Consider the following 15930-nt stretch of genomic DNA (forward strand, 5'->3'; position numbering starts at 1 on the left):
ACCAGCGGTGCCAGACGGGAAGCAGGAACGTGCCTGTCCTGAATCTCAAGTCCGATCTTGCGGACGCCGACGACCTTGAGACGCTGATGGCCGGCATCGGCCGGCGCGCCCGCGCCGCCGGCCGGGCCATGGCGCTCGCGCCGGCGCAGACGAAGGATCTGGGTCTGCGGGCCATCGCGGAGCAGATCCGCGCCAGCGCCCCGGCGATCCTGCGCGAGAACGCGCGGGACGTCTCCGCCGCGCAGGCCGCGGGCCTCACTAAGGCGATCATCGACCGCCTGACCCTGGACGAGGGTCGGGTCGCGGCGATCGCCGAGGCGGTGGAGAAGGTCGCGGGCCTGGCCGATCCGGTCGGACGCCAGCTCGCCGCCTTCGAGCGGCCGAACGGCCTCCTGATCGAGCGCATCTCGGTGCCGCTCGGCGTCGTCGGCGTCATCTTCGAGAGCCGCCCCAACGTGACGGCGGATGCCGGCGCGCTCTGCCTCAAGGCCGGCAACGCCGCGATTCTGCGCGCGGGCTCGGATTCACACCGCACCGCGACCGCCATCGCGGCGGCGATGAGCGAGGGCCTCGCCCGCGCTGGCCTGCCTGCGGATGCGATCCAGCTCGTCCCGACCCGCGACCGGGCAGCGGTCGGCCTGATGCTCACCGGCCTCGGCGGCTGCGTCGACGTGATCGTGCCCCGCGGCGGGCGCAGCCTCGTGGAGCGCGTCCAGGCCGAAGCCAAGGTGCCGGTCTTCGCCCATCTCGACGGCATCTGCCACGTCTACGTGGCCGAAGGCGCCGACCTCGGCATGGCGCGCAGCCTGCTCCTCAACAGCAAGATGCGGCGCACCGGCATCTGCGGCGCCGCCGAGACGCTGCTCGTCGATGCGGCGGTGGCGCAGACCCACCTCAAGCCGCTGGTCGAGGCGCTGCTCGAATCCGGTTGTGCCGTGCGCGGCGACGCGGCGACGCAAGCCGCCGACCCGCGGGTGAGTGCGGCGACCGACGCGGACTGGCGCACCGAGTATCTCGACGCGATCATCTCCGCGAAGGTGGTTGATGGGCTCGATGCGGCGATCGCTCATATCGAGGCCAACGGCTCGCACCACACCGACGCGATCATCACCGACGACACCGAGGCCGCCGCGCGCTTCCTCAACGAAGTCGATTCGGCGATCGTGACCCACAATGCCTCGACGCAGTTCGCCGATGGCGGCGAGTTCGGCTTCGGCGCCGAGATCGGGATCGCCACTGGGCGGATGCATGCCCGCGGCCCGGTCGGCGTCGAGCAGCTCACCACCTTCAAGTACCGCGTCCACGGCAGCGGCCAGACGCGGCCGTGACGCGCTGACGGCGGTTCCTCTGCGCGATCACAGGCTACCGCCGGCCGCGCCCGGCATGCGGATCGGCCTCTACGGCGGCTCTTTCAACCCGGCGCATGCAGGGCACCTGCATGTCAGCCGCACCGCCCTGCGGCGCCTTCGGCTCGACCGGGTCTGGTGGCTCGTCACGCCCGGCAACCCGCTCAAGGACCATGGCGTGCTCGCCCCGCTGGACGAGCGGGTGGCGCAGGCGCGGGCGCTCGCCACCGATCCGCGCATCGCGGTCACCGGCTTCGAGGGGGGGATCGGCAGCCGCTACACCGCCGATACGCTGCGCTGGCTGGTCCGGCGCCGGCCGGCCCTTCACTTCGTGTGGATCATGGGTGCGGATTCGCTCGGCACCTTCCATCGCTGGCGCCGTTTCGACGAGATCCTGTCGCTGATGCCGGTCGCGGTGATCGACCGGCCCGGTTACACCCTGACGGCTTCTTCGGCGCGGGCGGCGCAGGCTTTCGCATCGGCCCGAATTCCGGAAGTGGACGCCCCCACCCTGGCGATCCGCCCCACGCCGGCCTGGACCTTCCTGCACGGGCCGCGCTCCGCGTTGTCCTCCACCGCTCTGCGCACGCGGTGACGGGGCCTCCTGCCGGCGACATGACGTCGAAATTCGCCGGCACGACCCGGCACCGTACGGCGCCCGCTCGCGGCGTGCCCGTCCTCCGATCGGTCGCGAAAACGTCCATCATATGGGCGCGCGAACCCGCGTTTTGCCTCCCCAATCGCGGCACACGAGCCTTAGGGCGCTTCTTCCGCTTGAAAAGTGGGCCGAAAGCGGCCAATTTCAGCGCGTGGCGGGACCGCCGCGAATTGATCTTCGGGAATCGAGACCCTGTCCGCACACATTCCACACGTCGCCGTCAGCTCCGATGCCGAGCCCGCTTCCTCCGACGCGCTGAAGGCCCTGGCCCTCGGATGTCTCGATGAGATGAAGGCCGAGGAAACCGTCGAGATCGACCTCGCGGGTAAGACCTCGCTCGCCGATACGATGATCATCGCGTCCGGCCGCTCGCAACGCCATGTCGGCTCGATCGCCGACAAGATCATCCAGGAGATGAAGGTCAAGGGATTCGGCAATGCCCGCGTCGAGGGCATGCCGGCCTGCGACTGGGTGCTGATCGATGCGGGCGACATCCTCGTCCACATCTTCCGCCCGGAAGTCCGCGGCTTCTACAACCTCGAGAAGATCTGGGGCGCCGACCGGCCTTCGGGCGCACTTCTGGCAGGCTGAGCCTCGATCAGGCTCGATCAGTGCAGCGCGGCGGTCACCTCGTCGCGCGCATCGACTTGGTCGGAGAACTCCGCCTCCTGGCGCAGCAGCCGGCCGAACCACGGGTGACGGATCTCCAGAACGAAGCGGAAGGCGCGGGCGCCGGTGGCACCGTGGCTGACCGTCAGGGTGCCCGGCGTCAGCCATCGCGGCAGGATGAGCCGGAAGCCCGGCAGATCGATGAAGTAGCGCTCGCTGCGAAACACCAGCGCCCGATCCTCTACCAGAACCCGCAGACTCATGCCGAGCCCGGCGCCGACCCGCTCCTCCAGCCCGGTCGGCCCCCGGAAGCGCTTGGCCGAGTGGATCGTCTGCGGAAAGCCTGAGCCACGGGCGTAGAGCCGCGTCCAGATCTGCCCGTTGCCGGCGCCGTCCTGGGTGACGGCGACCACGCTCGGCACGTTGGCGATCCGAGCTGTCGGCAGCGGTGCGCCGACGAGGCGCAAGGCGTGAGCGAGCAACCAGCCGAGCCGGGTCAGATGGGTCTCGACCACCCGCCCGGCATAGACCGCACTTTCGCCCTCGCCGAGCCGCTTGGAGAAACGCCGCCGCACGGCAGGGGGCAGACGCGCCCAATCCGCCTCGGGCACCAGCGCGCGAAAACGCAGATCGAACAGTTCCGCCGGGCGGACCGCGTCTGCAATCGGGATGGCGGCTTTGCCGGCGGCGGGCATCAAGGGCCTCCTCAAACACGCTCCCGGACGGCGGACCCCCGACCGGCGGGGGATCAGGTCTCGGATTTCACGGGCAGGTAGCGGACGATACGTCCGCCGAGCCGGATCAGCTTGGCCAGGGTGTTGTGGGGCACGTTCAACATCTGCGCGTACCAGCCGTCGAGCGTCTGGGTGAAGTCGAGCATCGCCTTGAGTCGCCGCCCGGCCACCGCCCCGACCCGAGGATCGCCTTCCGCCTCGGCCACGCATTCCCGCAGGGCCTTGAGCGCCGGGTCGATCTCCCGCTCCTTGCGGCCGGCGGCGATGCGGGTGACCATCTCCCACAGGTCCGTCTCGGCGACGAAGAAGTCCCGCCGCTCGCCCAGCACCGGCACCCGCCGGATCAGGTTCCAGCCCGCCAATTCCTTCAGCGAGTTCGAGACGTTCGAGCGGGCGATACCGAGCGTCCCCGCGATGTCTTCCGCCGCGAGCGGCTTGTCGGCGAGGTAGAGCAGGGCGTGGATCTGAGCGACGGAGCGGTTCACGCCCCATTGCCCGCCGAGATCCCCCCAATGGAGGATAAACCGCTCCACTGCGGGAGCGAGCGTTTGCGTTTGGTCTGAAATTTCTGTCATGACAGAAATTTCAGACCAAACGAGATGGATGTCAAGCGCTCAGGTCCACGCTCGCCTCTTTCCTTGCTTCGTGAAGGACGCGCGTCCGCTCAGCCGACCGAGAATCGGTAAGTGCTGATCGCGGTGAAGACCTCTCCCGGCCTCAGGACGGTGCTCGGAAAGTTCGGATGGTTCGGCGCATCGGGAAACCCCTGCGTCTCGAAGCAGACGCCGTCGCCCGAGCGGTAGGTGCGGCCGGACGGGCCGACCAGCGAGCCGTCGAGATTGTTGCCGCTGTAGAGCTGCAGCGCCGGCTGGGTCGTCGCGAGATCGAGGCGCCGCCTGCTGGCCGGGCAGAAGCAGGAGGCGGCCGGACGCAGCGCGCCGACGGCTCCTCGCAGAGCGAAGCACTGGTCGTATCCGCCCGCGATCACGATCTGCTCGTGACCCTGCCGGATGTTCGCACCGAGCGGCGTGGGCTCGCGGAAATCGAAGGGCGTGCCGGCGACCGGCGCGATGATTCCGGTCGGGATCTGCGTCGCGTCCGTCGGCGCGTAGGCGTCGGCGACGATCTGCACGACATGATCCATCACATCGCCCGTGCCCTCGCCGGCGAGGTTGAAGTAGCTGTGATTGGTCAGGTTCAGCACTGTCGGCCGGTCGGTCTCGGCGCGGTAATCGATGCGCAGCGTTCCGGGCTCGGGCAGGCTGTAGACGACCTCGACGTCGAGATTGCCCGGAAAGCCCTCCTCGCCGTCGGGGCTGCGCCGTCTCAGCACGATGCGCGTCTCATCCACCTCCGACACCTGCCACAGGCGCTTGGCGAAACCCTCGGGACCGCCATGCATGGAGTTGGGCGGCTCGTTGATCGGCAGTTCGAAGGCGGTGCCGTCGAGGGTGAAGCGCCCCCTGGCGATGCGGTTGGCGTAACGCCCGGCAATCGCCCCGAAATGTGGGCTCACGGTCTCGTAGCCCTCCACCGAATCGAGGGCGAGGACGACGTTGGCGCGGCGGCCCTCCCGGTCCGGCACTTCGATGGCGGTGAGAATCGCGCCGTAATCGATCACTTGGACCCGCAGATCGTCGCGGGCGAGGGTGTGCCGCGTGACGCGCTCGCCCGCCCGCGTCGTTCCGAACGGCTCTGGCCGCATCCCTGTCTCCCGCCATGACCGGGAATTACGCGCGAGAGGCCGTGCGGGTCGCACGGGGCCGGTCGATTCATGCCACCGCTGTCAGACGGGGGCCGCCTGCGCTGGCGATACGCCGGAATCGTCCGACAATTGCAGCCGGTGCAGGCGCGCATAGGTGCCGCTCGCGGCCACCAGCTCGTCGTGGCGCCCGCGTTCGATCACCCGGCCCGCCTCCAGCACCGCGATGCGGCCCGCCTCGCGCACGGTCGAGAGGCGGTGGGCGATGACCAGCGTCGTGCGCCCGCGCATCAGCCGCTCCAGCGCCTCCTGCACGAGGTGCTCGGATTCGGAATCGAGAGCCGAGGTCGCCTCGTCGAGGAGCAGGATCGGCGCATTCTTGAGGAAGGCGCGGGCGAGCGAGATGCGCTGGCGCTCACCGCCCGAGAGCCGGCCGCCGCCCGGCCCGACCCGGAACGCGTAGCCCTCGCCCAGACGCGTGATGAAACCGTGCGCCGCCGCGGCCCGCGCCGCCGCCTCGATCTCGTCCTGCGTCGCGCCGGGCCGGCCGAAGCCGATATTGGCGGCGACGGTATCGTCGAACAGCACCACTTCCTGCGACACCACCGCGATCGCCGCACGCAAGGAGGCGATGGTCACGTCGCGCACGTCGGTGCCGTCGATGAGAACCCGGCCCGCCGTCACGTCCTGAAGCCGGGGGACGAGGTTGAGCAGGGAGGATTTGCCGGAGCCGGAACGCCCGACGAGTGCCGTGGTCGAGCCCGCGGGCACCACGAGGTCGATGCCCTCGAGGGCAGGCGCATCGGCCCGGTAGCGGAAATGCACGTTCTCGAAGCGGATCTCGCCCCGCGTTACCGTGAGCGGACGGGCCGCCACGGATTCGCGGATCGTCGGCTGCTCGTCCATCAGGGCGAAGTAGCGCGTCAGCGCCGCCGCCGCCTCCTGCAGGATGGCGTTGAGGGTGCCGAGCGCCCGGGCCGGCTGCGCGGCGAGCAGGAGCGCGGCGACATAGCCGGTGAAGTCGCCGACGGTGCGGTCGCCCGACATCACCCGCTGGCCCACCAGCACCAGCACGCCCGCCACGGCGAGACCGCCGCCGATCTCCATCAGCGGGTCGAGCCGTCCGCGCGCGTTGGCCGCCTTCATCTTCAGGCGGCGCACCTCGTCCAGAGCCTGCGCCGCGCGGTCCTTGAGATAGCCTTCGAGGGCATAGGTCTTGGCGACGCGGGCGCCCTGGAGGCTCTCGGTGATGAGGCTCGCGGTCGCGCCCATCTGCTCCTGGGTCGTGGTCGAGACCTGGCGCAGCCGCTTGCCGATCCGGTTGACCGGGCCGGCGACAAGAGGAGCCGTGACCGCGGCGGCGAGCGTCAGCAGCGGGTCCATCCAGACCAGTGCGATCACCAGTGCGGCCAGCATCGCCACATCGCGCAGCAGCACCGTCGAGATGCGGGTCAACGCCTCCTTGATGAAGGCGAAGTCGGTGGTGAAGCGCTGGGTGAAGGCCGCCGGGCTTTCGCGGCCGAGCTGGGCGAGGTCGGCATCGATCAGATGGGCGTAGAGCGCGGCCTGCATGTCGGCCTCGACGCGGGTGACGACCCGGTTGGTCAGCACCGTCTGCCCGAACAGGGCGAAGCCGCGCGCGGACGTGACCGCGATGACGATGAGCGGGCCGTAGGCCAGGGCGCTCATGTCCTTCCGGTCGAACGCGTCGAAGGCGGCCTTGATGAGAGCGGGGTAGAGCCCCGTCGCCACGCCGACGACGGTGATGAGCACGAGGACCACCGCGAGCGTCGCGCGGTGGGGTGAGAGCCATTCCCGCCAGAGCCGCCCGAGCAGGGGAAGGGTGTCGCCTCTCAGGAGCGGCCGGCGCGCCATCTTGTACCGTGTCTGTGCTGACCCCGGCGGAACGCCGGGGCCCGCGGTGTTTGCAGCCGTAAGGGCCGTGGATCAAGCGCGGGCGGTTGCCTGCCGCGAAACCCAGCCTTCGCGGGAGGGCTACTCGCCCCCGTGCCGGTGCCGATGCTCGCCGAACGGACGCATCGGCCGGGCGAGCACCATGGCGCGGCGCTTCTGGCCTTCGTCCAGGCTGGCGAAGAGCGGCGTGCTGGCCTCGGCGAGCTTGCGCAGAGCCTCGCCGCGGGCGGTGGCCGCATCCGCCATCGCGCGGAGTGCCGCAGGGGCGTCTTCGGTCATCCTGCCGCGCCCGCGCCGCGCTTCGCGTTGGGCGTCCCGCTGTTTGGAGAGATCGCGCAGAGCGGTCTCGACCGGTGGCCACAACGCCTCCTGCTCGGGGTTCAGCTTCAGGCCCGCATGCAGGCCGGCGATGCGGGCGTCGGTGAAGGCGGCCCGATCCTCGGCCGAGAGCGCCGCCCAATGCCCGTGCCGATGGCCGTGGGGGCCGTCCGCGAAGGGGCCGCCCCGGTCACCGGCGCGCACCGCCGCGGACCCGAAGCCGGCCGCACCGAGGACCGCCAGCCCCGCCAGCAGGAGCCCGGCCACGCTTCGCTTGCTCAAGTTCGGCTTGGTCATGACACATCTTCCATCATTCAGGGGCCCTTGCCCCAACCCTGAGAGGATGCGTCCGCCCCTTCTCTCGCATGTGTCCGCGCGTCTCCGGTTTGTGTCTGCTCCATGAAACCTTCTCCATGTTGGCAGCCCGGCCCGTTCTCCGCGGCTCCATCTCAACCCAGCCCTTGGAGATGTGATAATGTTACATTATCACTACGGCTGAGCGGAGGAGCTTTCGGTATGGGTTTGGGCGTGGGGCGCGGCGTCGCGATCGTTGTTCTGGTTTGGCTCGGCCTCGCGCCGTCGATGGCCGCGGCGGACGGCGCGCGGCTGAAGGCGGTGGCGACCTTCTCGATCCTGGCCGATCTCGTGGCGCAGGTCGGCGGCGAGCAGGTCGCGGTGACGAGCCTCGTCGGGCCGGACGCAGACGCTCACGGCTATTCCCCGACGCCGGGCGACGCCCGCAAGCTGGCCGAGGCGAATCTCGTCGTCGTCAACGGCCTCGGCTTCGAGGGCTGGATGGAGCGGCTGATCAAGGCCTCGGGCACCAAGGCGCCGGTCACCGTCGCCTCCAAGGGGGTGAAAACGGTCGCGGGCAGCCACGACCACGATCACGCCGAGGATCACGGACACGATCACGGCGACCACCCCGATCCGCATGCCTGGCAGAACGTGGCGAATGCCAAGCTCTACGTCGCCAACATCCGCGACGGCCTCAGCGCCGCCGACCCGGACCACGCCTCGCTCTACGCCGCGAACGCCGCCGCCTACACGCAGAAGCTCGACGCGCTGGACGCGGAGATCCGCGCGGCTTTGGGTGCGATCCCGGAAGAGCGGCGTCGGATCATCACCACGCACGATTCCTTCGGCTATTTCAGCGCCGCCTACGGCATGCGCTTCCTGGCGCCGCAGGGCATCTCCACGGATAGCGAGGCCGGCCCGAAGGATGTCGCCCGCATCATCCGCCAGATCCGCCGGGACAAGGTGCCGGCGGTGTTCGTGGAGAGCATCGCCGACCCGCGGCTGATGCAGCAGATCGCCCGCGAAAGCGGCGCCAAGGTCGGCGGGCGGATCTACTCCGACGCGCTGAGCGCGCCGGGGGGGCCGGCCCCCGGCTATCTCGAGATGATGCGCGCCAATCTCAGCGCGTTCCGGGACGCGCTGAGCTGACGGGGCGTCGCATCCTTCCGGGGATCAGGCCGGCGCCAGAAGCGGCATGGTCCGGCGCCGGCGCAGGGCGAAAAGCCCGCCGGCCACGAGGAGCGCCGCAGCGATGATGCCGAGGGCGAGCAACGGCCGGTAGGCCAGCCATGCCAGCGCGATCACGGTCGGCCCGACGAGCAGGGTCGCGGCCAGGGCGATCAGGAAGGTCGCCCCCGCCACGACGCTTCCCAGCAACGGGACGAGGCTCGCGAGCAGGTTCACCGGCGCGAACAACAGGCAGAAGCCGATCAGCAGCACCACCATTCCGGCGATTCGCAGGATCCAGGTCATCACCCGGTTGTCCTCGTGGCCCCTGGCGATGAGTGCCTCGGCCGAGAGCGTTCCGGGTTCGGCCAACAGGATCTCCTCGCCGTTCGTCGTGCGGAAGGGCGTGAGGCCCGTGCCCTCCTGCCGGCCGATGAAGGACGCCGGCCGCTCCGGCGCTCGATGATAGAGGATCTTCAAGTCGCCTACCTTCGGCTCGGCGGCGTCGCGACCGACGAAGTAGGCACCGCCATCCACGATCGCCGGACGGCCAGTCGCGCGGGCGAGAGCGGCGGCGCCCGCGGCATCGGCTGCCACGGGCTCGTCGGCGACAAGCATCTGCGCCGCCTGCGCACCGACCGGAACGGCGTCGATTCGTGCATCCGCCGCCCCGAGGTGGCGCGACCGGATCGCGGGAAAGGACGGGTTCTGGTGGCCGGAGGGCGCGTGGAAACGGTCCGACGCAATCGGGTGTGCCGACCATTCGCGCCGATAGGTGTATTTCCGGTCCTGGCCGCTGCCGGATTCGGACTCGCGCCACTGGTACATCTCGACCTGCCGATCGAGATGGATGCCCGGAACATGCAGGCCGACCTGCGTGTCGGCCACGCCCGCAGCACTCGTCACGGTCCCGGCGATGTGGACCGGTTTGCCGTCGACAGCGGGGTCGCGCCGGTCGGTCGGGATCGAGCGGACGACCGTACCCAACTCGGCCAGCGCCTTGGCGACGTGGATGGCATGTCCCTCGTTCCAGAACAGGCCGAAACAGGCGAGCGGAACGAGGACGATCCCGAACAGAATCGCCACGAAGCTGCCGCCGAGCCGTTCTCCGAAGCCCTGCGGTGCGGCCACCACATCGGCATCGGAAGAATTCGCGAAGATGTCGTCCTGATCCGCCATGGCCCGTCACCCGCCTCCGGCGCGGTGCCGAAGGCGTCGCGCGTCACGCGGTGACCGTAGCGCAGAATCGGCGGGCCGGCGGCCGGCTTGTCTTGACCCGGCGTCCCAGAGATCGGTGAATCGTCCCCTCGCGGCGGCGGCCCGGTCTCAGCCGCCCGTCATCGGCGGGAAGAAGGCGATCTCCTGCGCCCCGGCGATGGCGCTGCCGGGCTTGGCATGGACCCGGTCGATCGCCGCGCGCACCACGCCTTCATTCTCGAAGGCGTAGGCGTATTCCTCGCCCCGCGTCTTCAGCCAGCCGATCAGGTCGGCGACGGTGGCGACGCCCTCGGGCGGGCTCACCGTCTCCTCGGGCTTGCCGACGCGCTCGCGCACCCAGGCGAAATAGACGAGCTTCATCGCATGCATCCCCGGCGGCGCCGCGAAGCGCCGCGCCAAAGAATCCCAACACAATCAGCGTGGATCGTCGATCACGTGCCGGATCCCGGCCCTCATGTAGTCCCAGCCGGTGTAGAGCGTGAGGGCTGCGGCGAGCCAGAGCAGGACGATGCCGACGGTGAGGCTGCCGGGAATGACGGCCTCGCCGGCCGGGCCGGCGACGAGGAAGCCGAGGGCGATGAGCTGGACCGTCGTCTTCCACTTCGCGATGCGGCTGACCGGCAGACCGACCTTCAGCTCCGCCAGATACTCGCGCAGGCCGGAAACCAGCACCTCGCGGCACAGGATGACGATGGCCGCCCAGAGCGACATGCCGGCGATGGTGCGGTCGGCTGCCAGCATCAGAAGGAGAGCGGAAACGAGGAGCTTGTCGGCAATCGGATCGAGCATCCGCCCGAGCGCCGAACTCTGCGCCCAGGCGCGGGCGACGTAGCCGTCGAGATAGTCGGTGATCGCGGCGGCTACGAACACACCGAAGGCGGTCCAGCGTGCGGCGAACTCGTCCGGCCAGAACAGCAGGACGACGACGACCGGCACCGCGACGAGGCGGCCGTAGGTGAGGCAGTTCGCGAGCGTCCAGGCCTGCGACCGGCGTCGGGGGAGGACGGCGTTCATCGGCGGGGTGAAATCACGGGCGGCGGGGGGCGTCAACCGCGGCGTTGCTGCATCGGGTGCGGGCTCTCTCGGCACGGGGCTCGGCTCAAGCATTGGCATGGAAGAAGTCGTAGACCGCCCGCGCGGTGGCGGCGTTCACGCCCGGCGCCTTGGCGAGATCCTCCAAGGCGGCGCGTTCGATGGCTTTCACCGTGCCGAAATGGTGCAGCAGCGCGCGCTTGCGAGTGGGGCCGATCCCGGCGATCTCGTCGAGCGGGTTTTTCGTCATCTCGCGCTTGCGCCGTGCCCGGTGGGTGCCGATGGCGAAACGGTGGGCCTCGTCGCGCAGGCGCTGCACGAAATAGAGCACGGGATCGCGCGGCGGCAGCTTGAACGGGCTGCGGCCGGGCACGAAGAACGTCTCGCGGCCCGCATCGCGGTCGCGGCCCTTGGCGATGCCGACCAGCGGCACGCCGGTCACGCCGATCTCGGCGAGCGAGGCGCGGGCCGCCTCCAATTGTCCGGCGCCACCGTCGATCAGAACGAGGTCGGGCCAAGCCGGAAAAGCGTCGGGATCGTCGGGCACCTCGACCACGGCCGGAACGGCCTGCTCCGGAGCCTGAGACTCGCCGGCCTCGCCCTCCCGCGGGGTGCGCGGCGCCTCCTTGGCCAGCCGCTTGAAGCGGCGGGTCAGCACCTCGCGCATCATCCCGAAATCGTCGCCGGGGGTCAGCTCCTCCGACTTGATGTTGAAGGTGCGGTAATGCGTCTTCATGAATCCGGTCGGCCCGGCGACGATCATGCCGCCGACCGCCGCCGTGCCGGAAATGTGCGAGTTGTCGTAGACCTCGACACGGCGGGGCGGCTTGTCGAGACCGAAGGCTTGGCCCAGCGCCGTCAGCAGCTTGCCCTGCGAGGCGGTGTCGGCGAGCCGGCGCCCGAGTGCCTCCTTGGCGTTGCGTTGCGCGTAATCGACGAGGTTCTTGCGCTCGCCCCGCTGCGGCTGGTGGACCTCGACGCGGTGCTCGACCCGGCTCGACAGGGCGGCGGCCACGAGTTCGGCGTCCTCGATCGTGTGGCTGACGAGGACGAGCCGGGGGGCGGGCTTGTCGTCGTAGAACTGCGAGATGAACGAGGCCAGCACCTCGTCCACGCTCATCGAGCGGTCGGCCTTGGGGAAGTAGGCGCGGTTGCCCCAGTTCTGGAAGTTGCGGAAGAAGAACACCTCGATGCAGAACTGGCCCGCCTGCTCGTCGATGGCGAACACGTCGGCCTCCTCGACCCCTTGGGTGTTCACCCCCTGCGTGCCCTGGATCGCCGAGAGCGCGGCGATGCGGTCGCGGAACCGCGCGGCACGCTCGAATTCGAGCGCCTCGGAGGCGTGCTGCATCTCCTCGCGCATCCGGTCCTTCACGGCGTTGGATTTGCCGGACAGGAAGGCTCGCGCGTTGTCGGCCAAGGCGACGTAGTCTTCGGAAGATATCTCGCCGGTGCAGGGGCCGGAGCAGCGCTTGATCTGGTAGAGCAGGCAGGGCCGGGTGCGGTTCTCGTAATAGCTGTCCGAGCAGGTCCGCATCAGGAAGGCGCGCTGGAGCGCGTTGACCGTGCGGTTGACCGCCCAGACATTGGCGAAGGGGCCGTAGTAATTGCCCTTCCGGCGGCGCGCGCCGCGATGCTTGACGATCTGCGGCGCCGGCCCGTCGCTGGTCAGCAGGATGTAGGGGAACGACTTGTCGTCGCGCATCAGCACATTGAAGCGCGGCTTCAGCTGCTTGATGAGGTTGGCCTCCAGCAGCAGCGCTTCGGTCTCGGTCGCGGTGGTGACGAACTCCATCGCCGCCGTCTGGGCGATCATGCGGGCGATGCGGTTGGAATGCGCCTGACCGCGGGCGTAGGAGCCGACGCGGGCCTTCAGGTTCTTGGCCTTGCCGACATAGAGCACGTCGCCCTTGGCGTCGAACATCCGGTAGACGCCCGGCGAGGTCGGCAGGGTCGACCAGAACCGGCGGATGATCTCGGTGCCCGCCTGGACGGCACCGGGCTCGAAATCGAAGTCTATCTCGGGCGCCTCGTCGAGGGAGGCAGCCTCGGTCTCGTCCTCGTCGAACCCGTCGGGCGGGACGTCGTCGAAGGCGGATCGGGTCGCGCGGCTCATGGCTCCGATGTAAGCCGCACCGATTCCGGTTGAAAGGGCCGCGGTGGCCTGAGGCGGGACAATCGCCTGCGGCGATGGCCCTGCGGCGCGGGGCGTCAGTCGAACAGGGCGTCGATGTCCGACTGATCGACGTGGCCGGGATCGTCCTGAAGCTTCGGTCCGTTGAGGAGCGAGCTCTCGTCGTTCTCATCGACCGCGGCCGTTTCGACGGCGAGCAGGTCGCGGAAGCCTTCGAGGTTGCTCCAGGCCTCGATGACGCGGTCGAGATGCTCCTCGACGAATTTCAGCACGTTGACGATCTTGCTGATGCGCTGACCGGTCAGATCCTGGAAGTTGCAGGCCTCATAGGCCGAGACGACGTTGTCGAGGATGCCGTCGATACCCTCCTGCGCCGCCTTGGGCAGACGCAGGCCGCGCATCATGTTGGCGTTGGTCTCGATCCGCTCGATGCTGCCGAGGATCGTCGAGGTGGCCTCTTCGGTCGATTCGACCACAGCATCGAGTTCGCCGGCGACGCGGCGCATGCCCTTGCCCGTGGTCTCGGAGCGGTGGAGGCTCGCGATCTCGCCCTTGGTGCGGGTGATCGCTTCCTTCATCACCTCGAGTTCGTGGCGCATGGCGAACGCTTCGCTGAGTTCGCGGCGGCAGGCTTCGATGGTCTCGCCGGCACTAGCCTGCGTGATGCGACGCAGGTCGTTGATCGCCGTCAGGATCTCGTCGAGCCGCGGGTTCGGCGCTGACTCCGCCGGAGCCGCAGAGATACCGGCCGCCGGAACGGGCAAGCCCAGGCTTTCCTCGATGCGGTAGCGTTTGGTGATCATCGGTCCGACAGGCCTTCGAGCAAAAATCTCGTTTGATACAATCCCGTGCAGTGGTTTCGATTTGCTGAAATTTTCCAGCGGAGCGACGGCATTTACGGCTCGTTGACGACGACCCGGACTTAGCGGGGGCTCAAGCCTCGGAAAGAATTGTTCACCACGTCCGTTCATCGCCCGCAGGCACGACCCGGAAAAGACTTGCCGCATTGCGTGGGCAGGTTGGGAGCCGGGGATGCGGGGCAAGTGGAGCGTGGCGCTGGCGGCGCTGGCAGTGATGGGTTCGAGCGTGGTGGCGCGGGCGGAGCCGGGCCGCTACGGCGGCGGCTTCATTGAGTTCCTGATGACGGGGGACGGGCACGGCCCGACCCGGCGCCCCGCCGTGGACGGTTACGGCACTCTCGGCGAGCGGCGGCCGGTGGCCGTCATGCAGCCGCGCGCCCGGTTCGCGGCGCTGCCGACGGGGCCGGCACCCGAGGAGGGTCGGATTGCGCGGGCAGTCGATCCGCGCTTCGCCCGGCAGGTCGTCGCCTATGACGGGCCGGGACGGGCCGGCCAGATCGTGATCGATACGAACGCCAAGTATCTCTACCTCATACAGTCGGCCGGGCAGGCCATCCGCTACGGCATCGGCGTCGGACGACCGGGCTTCGTCTGGACCGGCGCGAAGACGATCTCGGCCAAGCGTGAATGGCCCGATTGGACGCCGCCCGCCGAAATGCTCCGGCGACGCCCCGACCTTCCCCGCCACATGGTGGGGGGCCCGGAGAATCCGCTCGGAGCGCGCGCGATGTATCTCGGCACCTCGCTCTACCGCATTCACGGCACCAACGAGCCGCACACGATCGGGCAGAACGTGTCCTCGGGCTGCATCCGCATGATGAATGAAGACGTGATCGACCTCTACGAGCGCACGCCGGTCGGCACCCGCGTCGAGGTCATCTGACGTCATCCGACAAAAGCAAGAAGCCCGGCGCCGCGGGAGCGGCGTCGGGCTTCGCGAGTCTTCAGGGCGTTCGGGCGGGATCAGGCCCAGTCGTCGTCCCCGCCATCGCCGAGGTCGCCGCCGAAATCATCGCCGCCGCCACCGAATGAGGCGTCCTGGAAGCCACCGTCGCCGCCGCCGAGCGCCGACCCGAGATCCTGATCGCCACCGCCACCGAACATACCGCCGCCCGTCTCACCGCCAGCCAAGCCCGCCGCGGAGGCGCTGCCGAGCTGGGAATGTCCGCCGGCAAAGGCGTTGGAGAGCGCGCTGCCGAGCAGCATGCCGCCCGCTGCGCCCGCTGCCATCGGCAGGGCCGTGGCCAGGAAGCCGCCGCCGCGTGCGGGCTGCTGAGGCTGGCCGCCCCAGGGTCCACCCTGCGGAGCGCCCCCATAGCCCTGCTGCGGGCCGCCCTGGGGACCGCCATACCCGCCTTGCTGGCCGTAGCCGCCCTGCTGGCTCCAGGCTTGGCCGGCGGGGCGCTGCGGTTCGGAGCGTTGGCCACCACCGAAGATGCTCGACAGGAAGCCACCGCCGCCGGCCGGCTGGGACTGAGCCTGCTGGCGTGCCTGTTCGAGCTGCTGGTTGAGGCTCTTGATCGCCTCTTCCTGCACGTAGATGAGCTGCGCCATGGCGTAGGGTGCGTAAGGCTGGTTGCGAAGCTTCTCGGCGATGAAGCGCTCCGCATCGGCGTCGCGGGCCTGTCCGGACGCCTGTTCGAGCCGCTGGAAGATGCCGTTGATGATGTCGCGTTCTTCGCTGTTCATGGAGCCGTCTCCCTGAGGCGCCGACGGCATCGTGACCGCGCGGCGGCTAGAACCGTATCCGACCTGATCGCATCAGGCCGTCGTCTCTAGGTCGTTGTTTTGACGCGCATTCTTTCGACGAGTTGGTGACCGCGTCGTCCGGATGCGCTCTAGGAGATGGGGACCAGCCGAGCTTTTGTCAGGGGTCTCGCGTCGATTACCCGCGCGTGAAAGGCCGATCCGTATCCGCGACGGCGCCCCGAACGGGCATAA

16 protein-coding genes are annotated in these 15930 nt (G+C 69.3%); 5 read left to right on the forward strand and 11 right to left on the reverse strand.

All coding sequences use genetic code 11. From position 1 onward, the window contains the following. Positions 1-29 precede the first annotated feature (29 nt). The 3 genes from E4V01_RS12760 (at position 30) to rsfS (ending at position 2595) form a co-directional block, all read left to right on the forward strand. Positions 30-1328: a glutamate-5-semialdehyde dehydrogenase gene (locus E4V01_RS12760; RefSeq protein WP_135298595.1), complete on the forward strand. Its 1299-nt coding sequence runs from the start codon at positions 30-32 to the stop codon at positions 1326-1328. 55 nt (positions 1329-1383) lie between these two features. Continuing rightward, positions 1384-1941, forward strand: a complete 558-nt coding sequence (locus E4V01_RS12765) for a nicotinate-nucleotide adenylyltransferase (RefSeq protein ID WP_245517537.1) — start codon at positions 1384-1386, stop codon at positions 1939-1941. A gap of 351 nt (positions 1942-2292) precedes the next feature. Further along, positions 2293-2595: a ribosome silencing factor gene (gene rsfS / locus E4V01_RS12770; protein WP_245517538.1), complete on the forward strand. Its 303-nt coding sequence runs from the start codon at positions 2293-2295 to the stop codon at positions 2593-2595. A gap of 17 nt (positions 2596-2612) precedes the next feature. On the opposite strand, the gene E4V01_RS12775 is transcribed toward rsfS, so the two are convergent. From E4V01_RS12775 to E4V01_RS12795, 5 genes are all read right to left on the reverse strand, one after another. Further along, positions 2613-3308 carry a DUF4166 domain-containing protein gene (locus tag E4V01_RS12775; RefSeq protein ID WP_135298597.1) on the reverse strand — a complete coding sequence of 232 codons (696 nt, stop codon included), beginning with the start codon at positions 3306-3308 and terminating at the stop codon, positions 2613-2615. Between the two features lie 53 nt (positions 3309-3361). Next, on the reverse strand, positions 3362-3922 hold the full coding sequence (locus tag E4V01_RS12780) for a GbsR/MarR family transcriptional regulator (protein ID WP_060770281.1): 561 nt from the start codon (positions 3920-3922) through the stop codon (positions 3362-3364). 89 nt (positions 3923-4011) lie between these two features. Then, a complete protein-coding gene (locus E4V01_RS12785; RefSeq protein ID WP_135298598.1) occupies positions 4012-5052 on the reverse strand; it encodes an aldose epimerase family protein in 1041 nt (346 codons plus the stop codon). A gap of 81 nt (positions 5053-5133) precedes the next feature. After that, complete coding sequence (locus tag E4V01_RS12790; RefSeq protein WP_135298599.1) at positions 5134-6924, reverse strand: ABC transporter ATP-binding protein; 1791 nt, start codon at positions 6922-6924, stop codon at positions 5134-5136. A 120-nt stretch (positions 6925-7044) separates the two neighbouring features. After that, positions 7045-7578, reverse strand: coding sequence for a Spy/CpxP family protein refolding chaperone (locus E4V01_RS12795; protein WP_135298600.1), 534 nt, complete (start codon positions 7576-7578; stop codon positions 7045-7047). Positions 7579-7797: 219 nt separating this feature from the next. Between E4V01_RS12795 and E4V01_RS12800 the strand changes: the two genes are divergently transcribed. After that, positions 7798-8727, forward strand: a complete 930-nt coding sequence (locus E4V01_RS12800; RefSeq protein WP_060770285.1) for a metal ABC transporter substrate-binding protein — start codon at positions 7798-7800, stop codon at positions 8725-8727. 24 nt (positions 8728-8751) lie between these two features. Here E4V01_RS12800 and E4V01_RS12805 read toward each other — a convergent pair whose 3' ends face one another. The 5 genes from E4V01_RS12805 to E4V01_RS12825 all read right to left on the reverse strand — a co-directional run bounded on the left by E4V01_RS12805 (position 8752) and on the right by E4V01_RS12825 (position 13932). Then, positions 8752-9924: a TMEM43 family protein gene (locus E4V01_RS12805; protein ID WP_135298601.1), complete on the reverse strand. Its 1173-nt coding sequence runs from the start codon at positions 9922-9924 to the stop codon at positions 8752-8754. Between the two features lie 147 nt (positions 9925-10071). Further along, positions 10072-10323, reverse strand: coding sequence for a molybdopterin converting factor subunit 1 (gene moaD, locus E4V01_RS12810; protein ID WP_060772289.1), 252 nt, complete (start codon positions 10321-10323; stop codon positions 10072-10074). A 54-nt stretch (positions 10324-10377) separates the two neighbouring features. Next, positions 10378-10977, reverse strand: a complete 600-nt coding sequence (gene pgsA / locus E4V01_RS12815) for a CDP-diacylglycerol--glycerol-3-phosphate 3-phosphatidyltransferase (RefSeq protein ID WP_135298602.1) — start codon at positions 10975-10977, stop codon at positions 10378-10380. A gap of 85 nt (positions 10978-11062) precedes the next feature. After that, positions 11063-13111, reverse strand: a complete 2049-nt coding sequence (gene uvrC, locus E4V01_RS12820) for an excinuclease ABC subunit UvrC (RefSeq protein ID WP_135298603.1) — start codon at positions 13109-13111, stop codon at positions 11063-11065. Positions 13112-13206: 95 nt separating this feature from the next. After that, positions 13207-13932: a protein phosphatase CheZ gene (locus tag E4V01_RS12825; protein ID WP_060770289.1), complete on the reverse strand. Its 726-nt coding sequence runs from the start codon at positions 13930-13932 to the stop codon at positions 13207-13209. 229 nt (positions 13933-14161) lie between these two features. Between E4V01_RS12825 and E4V01_RS12830 the strand changes: the two genes are divergently transcribed. After that, positions 14162-14872 (forward strand): L,D-transpeptidase, encoded by a 711-nt coding sequence (locus E4V01_RS12830; RefSeq protein WP_135298604.1) that lies wholly within the window; start codon positions 14162-14164, stop codon positions 14870-14872. 80 nt (positions 14873-14952) lie between these two features. Here E4V01_RS12830 and E4V01_RS12835 read toward each other — a convergent pair whose 3' ends face one another. After that, positions 14953-15678, reverse strand: coding sequence for a DUF2076 domain-containing protein (locus E4V01_RS12835; RefSeq protein WP_060770291.1), 726 nt, complete (start codon positions 15676-15678; stop codon positions 14953-14955). Positions 15679-15930: the final 252 nt, after the last annotated feature.

Source organism: Methylorubrum sp. Q1 (genome assembly GCF_004683995.1).
In the GTDB taxonomy this organism is placed as follows: domain Bacteria; phylum Pseudomonadota; class Alphaproteobacteria; order Rhizobiales; family Beijerinckiaceae; genus Methylobacterium.

Excerpts from the sequence above, each read along its gene's own strand:
- pgsA (WP_135298602.1), bottom strand. The coding sequence starts at position 10,977 with ATGAACGCCGTCCTCCCCCGACGCCGGTCGCAGGCCTGGACGCTCGCG.
- E4V01_RS12765 (WP_245517537.1), top strand. The coding sequence starts at position 1,384 with ATGCGGATCGGCCTCTACGGCGGCTCTTTCAACCCGGCGCATGCAGGG.
- E4V01_RS12790 (WP_135298599.1), bottom strand. The coding sequence starts at position 6,924 with ATGGCGCGCCGGCCGCTCCTGAGAGGCGACACCCTTCCCCTGCTCGGG.
- E4V01_RS12830 (WP_135298604.1), top strand. The coding sequence starts at position 14,162 with ATGCGGGGCAAGTGGAGCGTGGCGCTGGCGGCGCTGGCAGTGATGGGT.
- uvrC (WP_135298603.1), bottom strand. The coding sequence starts at position 13,111 with ATGAGCCGCGCGACCCGATCCGCCTTCGACGACGTCCCGCCCGACGGG.
- E4V01_RS12775 (WP_135298597.1), bottom strand. The coding sequence starts at position 3,308 with ATGCCCGCCGCCGGCAAAGCCGCCATCCCGATTGCAGACGCGGTCCGC.
- E4V01_RS12805 (WP_135298601.1), bottom strand. The coding sequence starts at position 9,924 with ATGGCGGATCAGGACGACATCTTCGCGAATTCTTCCGATGCCGATGTG.
- rsfS (WP_245517538.1), top strand. The coding sequence starts at position 2,293 with ATGAAGGCCGAGGAAACCGTCGAGATCGACCTCGCGGGTAAGACCTCG.
- E4V01_RS12800 (WP_060770285.1), top strand. The coding sequence starts at position 7,798 with ATGGGTTTGGGCGTGGGGCGCGGCGTCGCGATCGTTGTTCTGGTTTGG.
- E4V01_RS12835 (WP_060770291.1), bottom strand. The coding sequence starts at position 15,678 with ATGAACAGCGAAGAACGCGACATCATCAACGGCATCTTCCAGCGGCTC.
- E4V01_RS12780 (WP_060770281.1), bottom strand. The coding sequence starts at position 3,922 with ATGACAGAAATTTCAGACCAAACGCAAACGCTCGCTCCCGCAGTGGAG.
- E4V01_RS12795 (WP_135298600.1), bottom strand. The coding sequence starts at position 7,578 with ATGACCAAGCCGAACTTGAGCAAGCGAAGCGTGGCCGGGCTCCTGCTG.
- E4V01_RS12825 (WP_060770289.1), bottom strand. The coding sequence starts at position 13,932 with ATGATCACCAAACGCTACCGCATCGAGGAAAGCCTGGGCTTGCCCGTT.
- moaD (WP_060772289.1), bottom strand. The coding sequence starts at position 10,323 with ATGAAGCTCGTCTATTTCGCCTGGGTGCGCGAGCGCGTCGGCAAGCCC.
- E4V01_RS12785 (WP_135298598.1), bottom strand. The coding sequence starts at position 5,052 with ATGCGGCCAGAGCCGTTCGGAACGACGCGGGCGGGCGAGCGCGTCACG.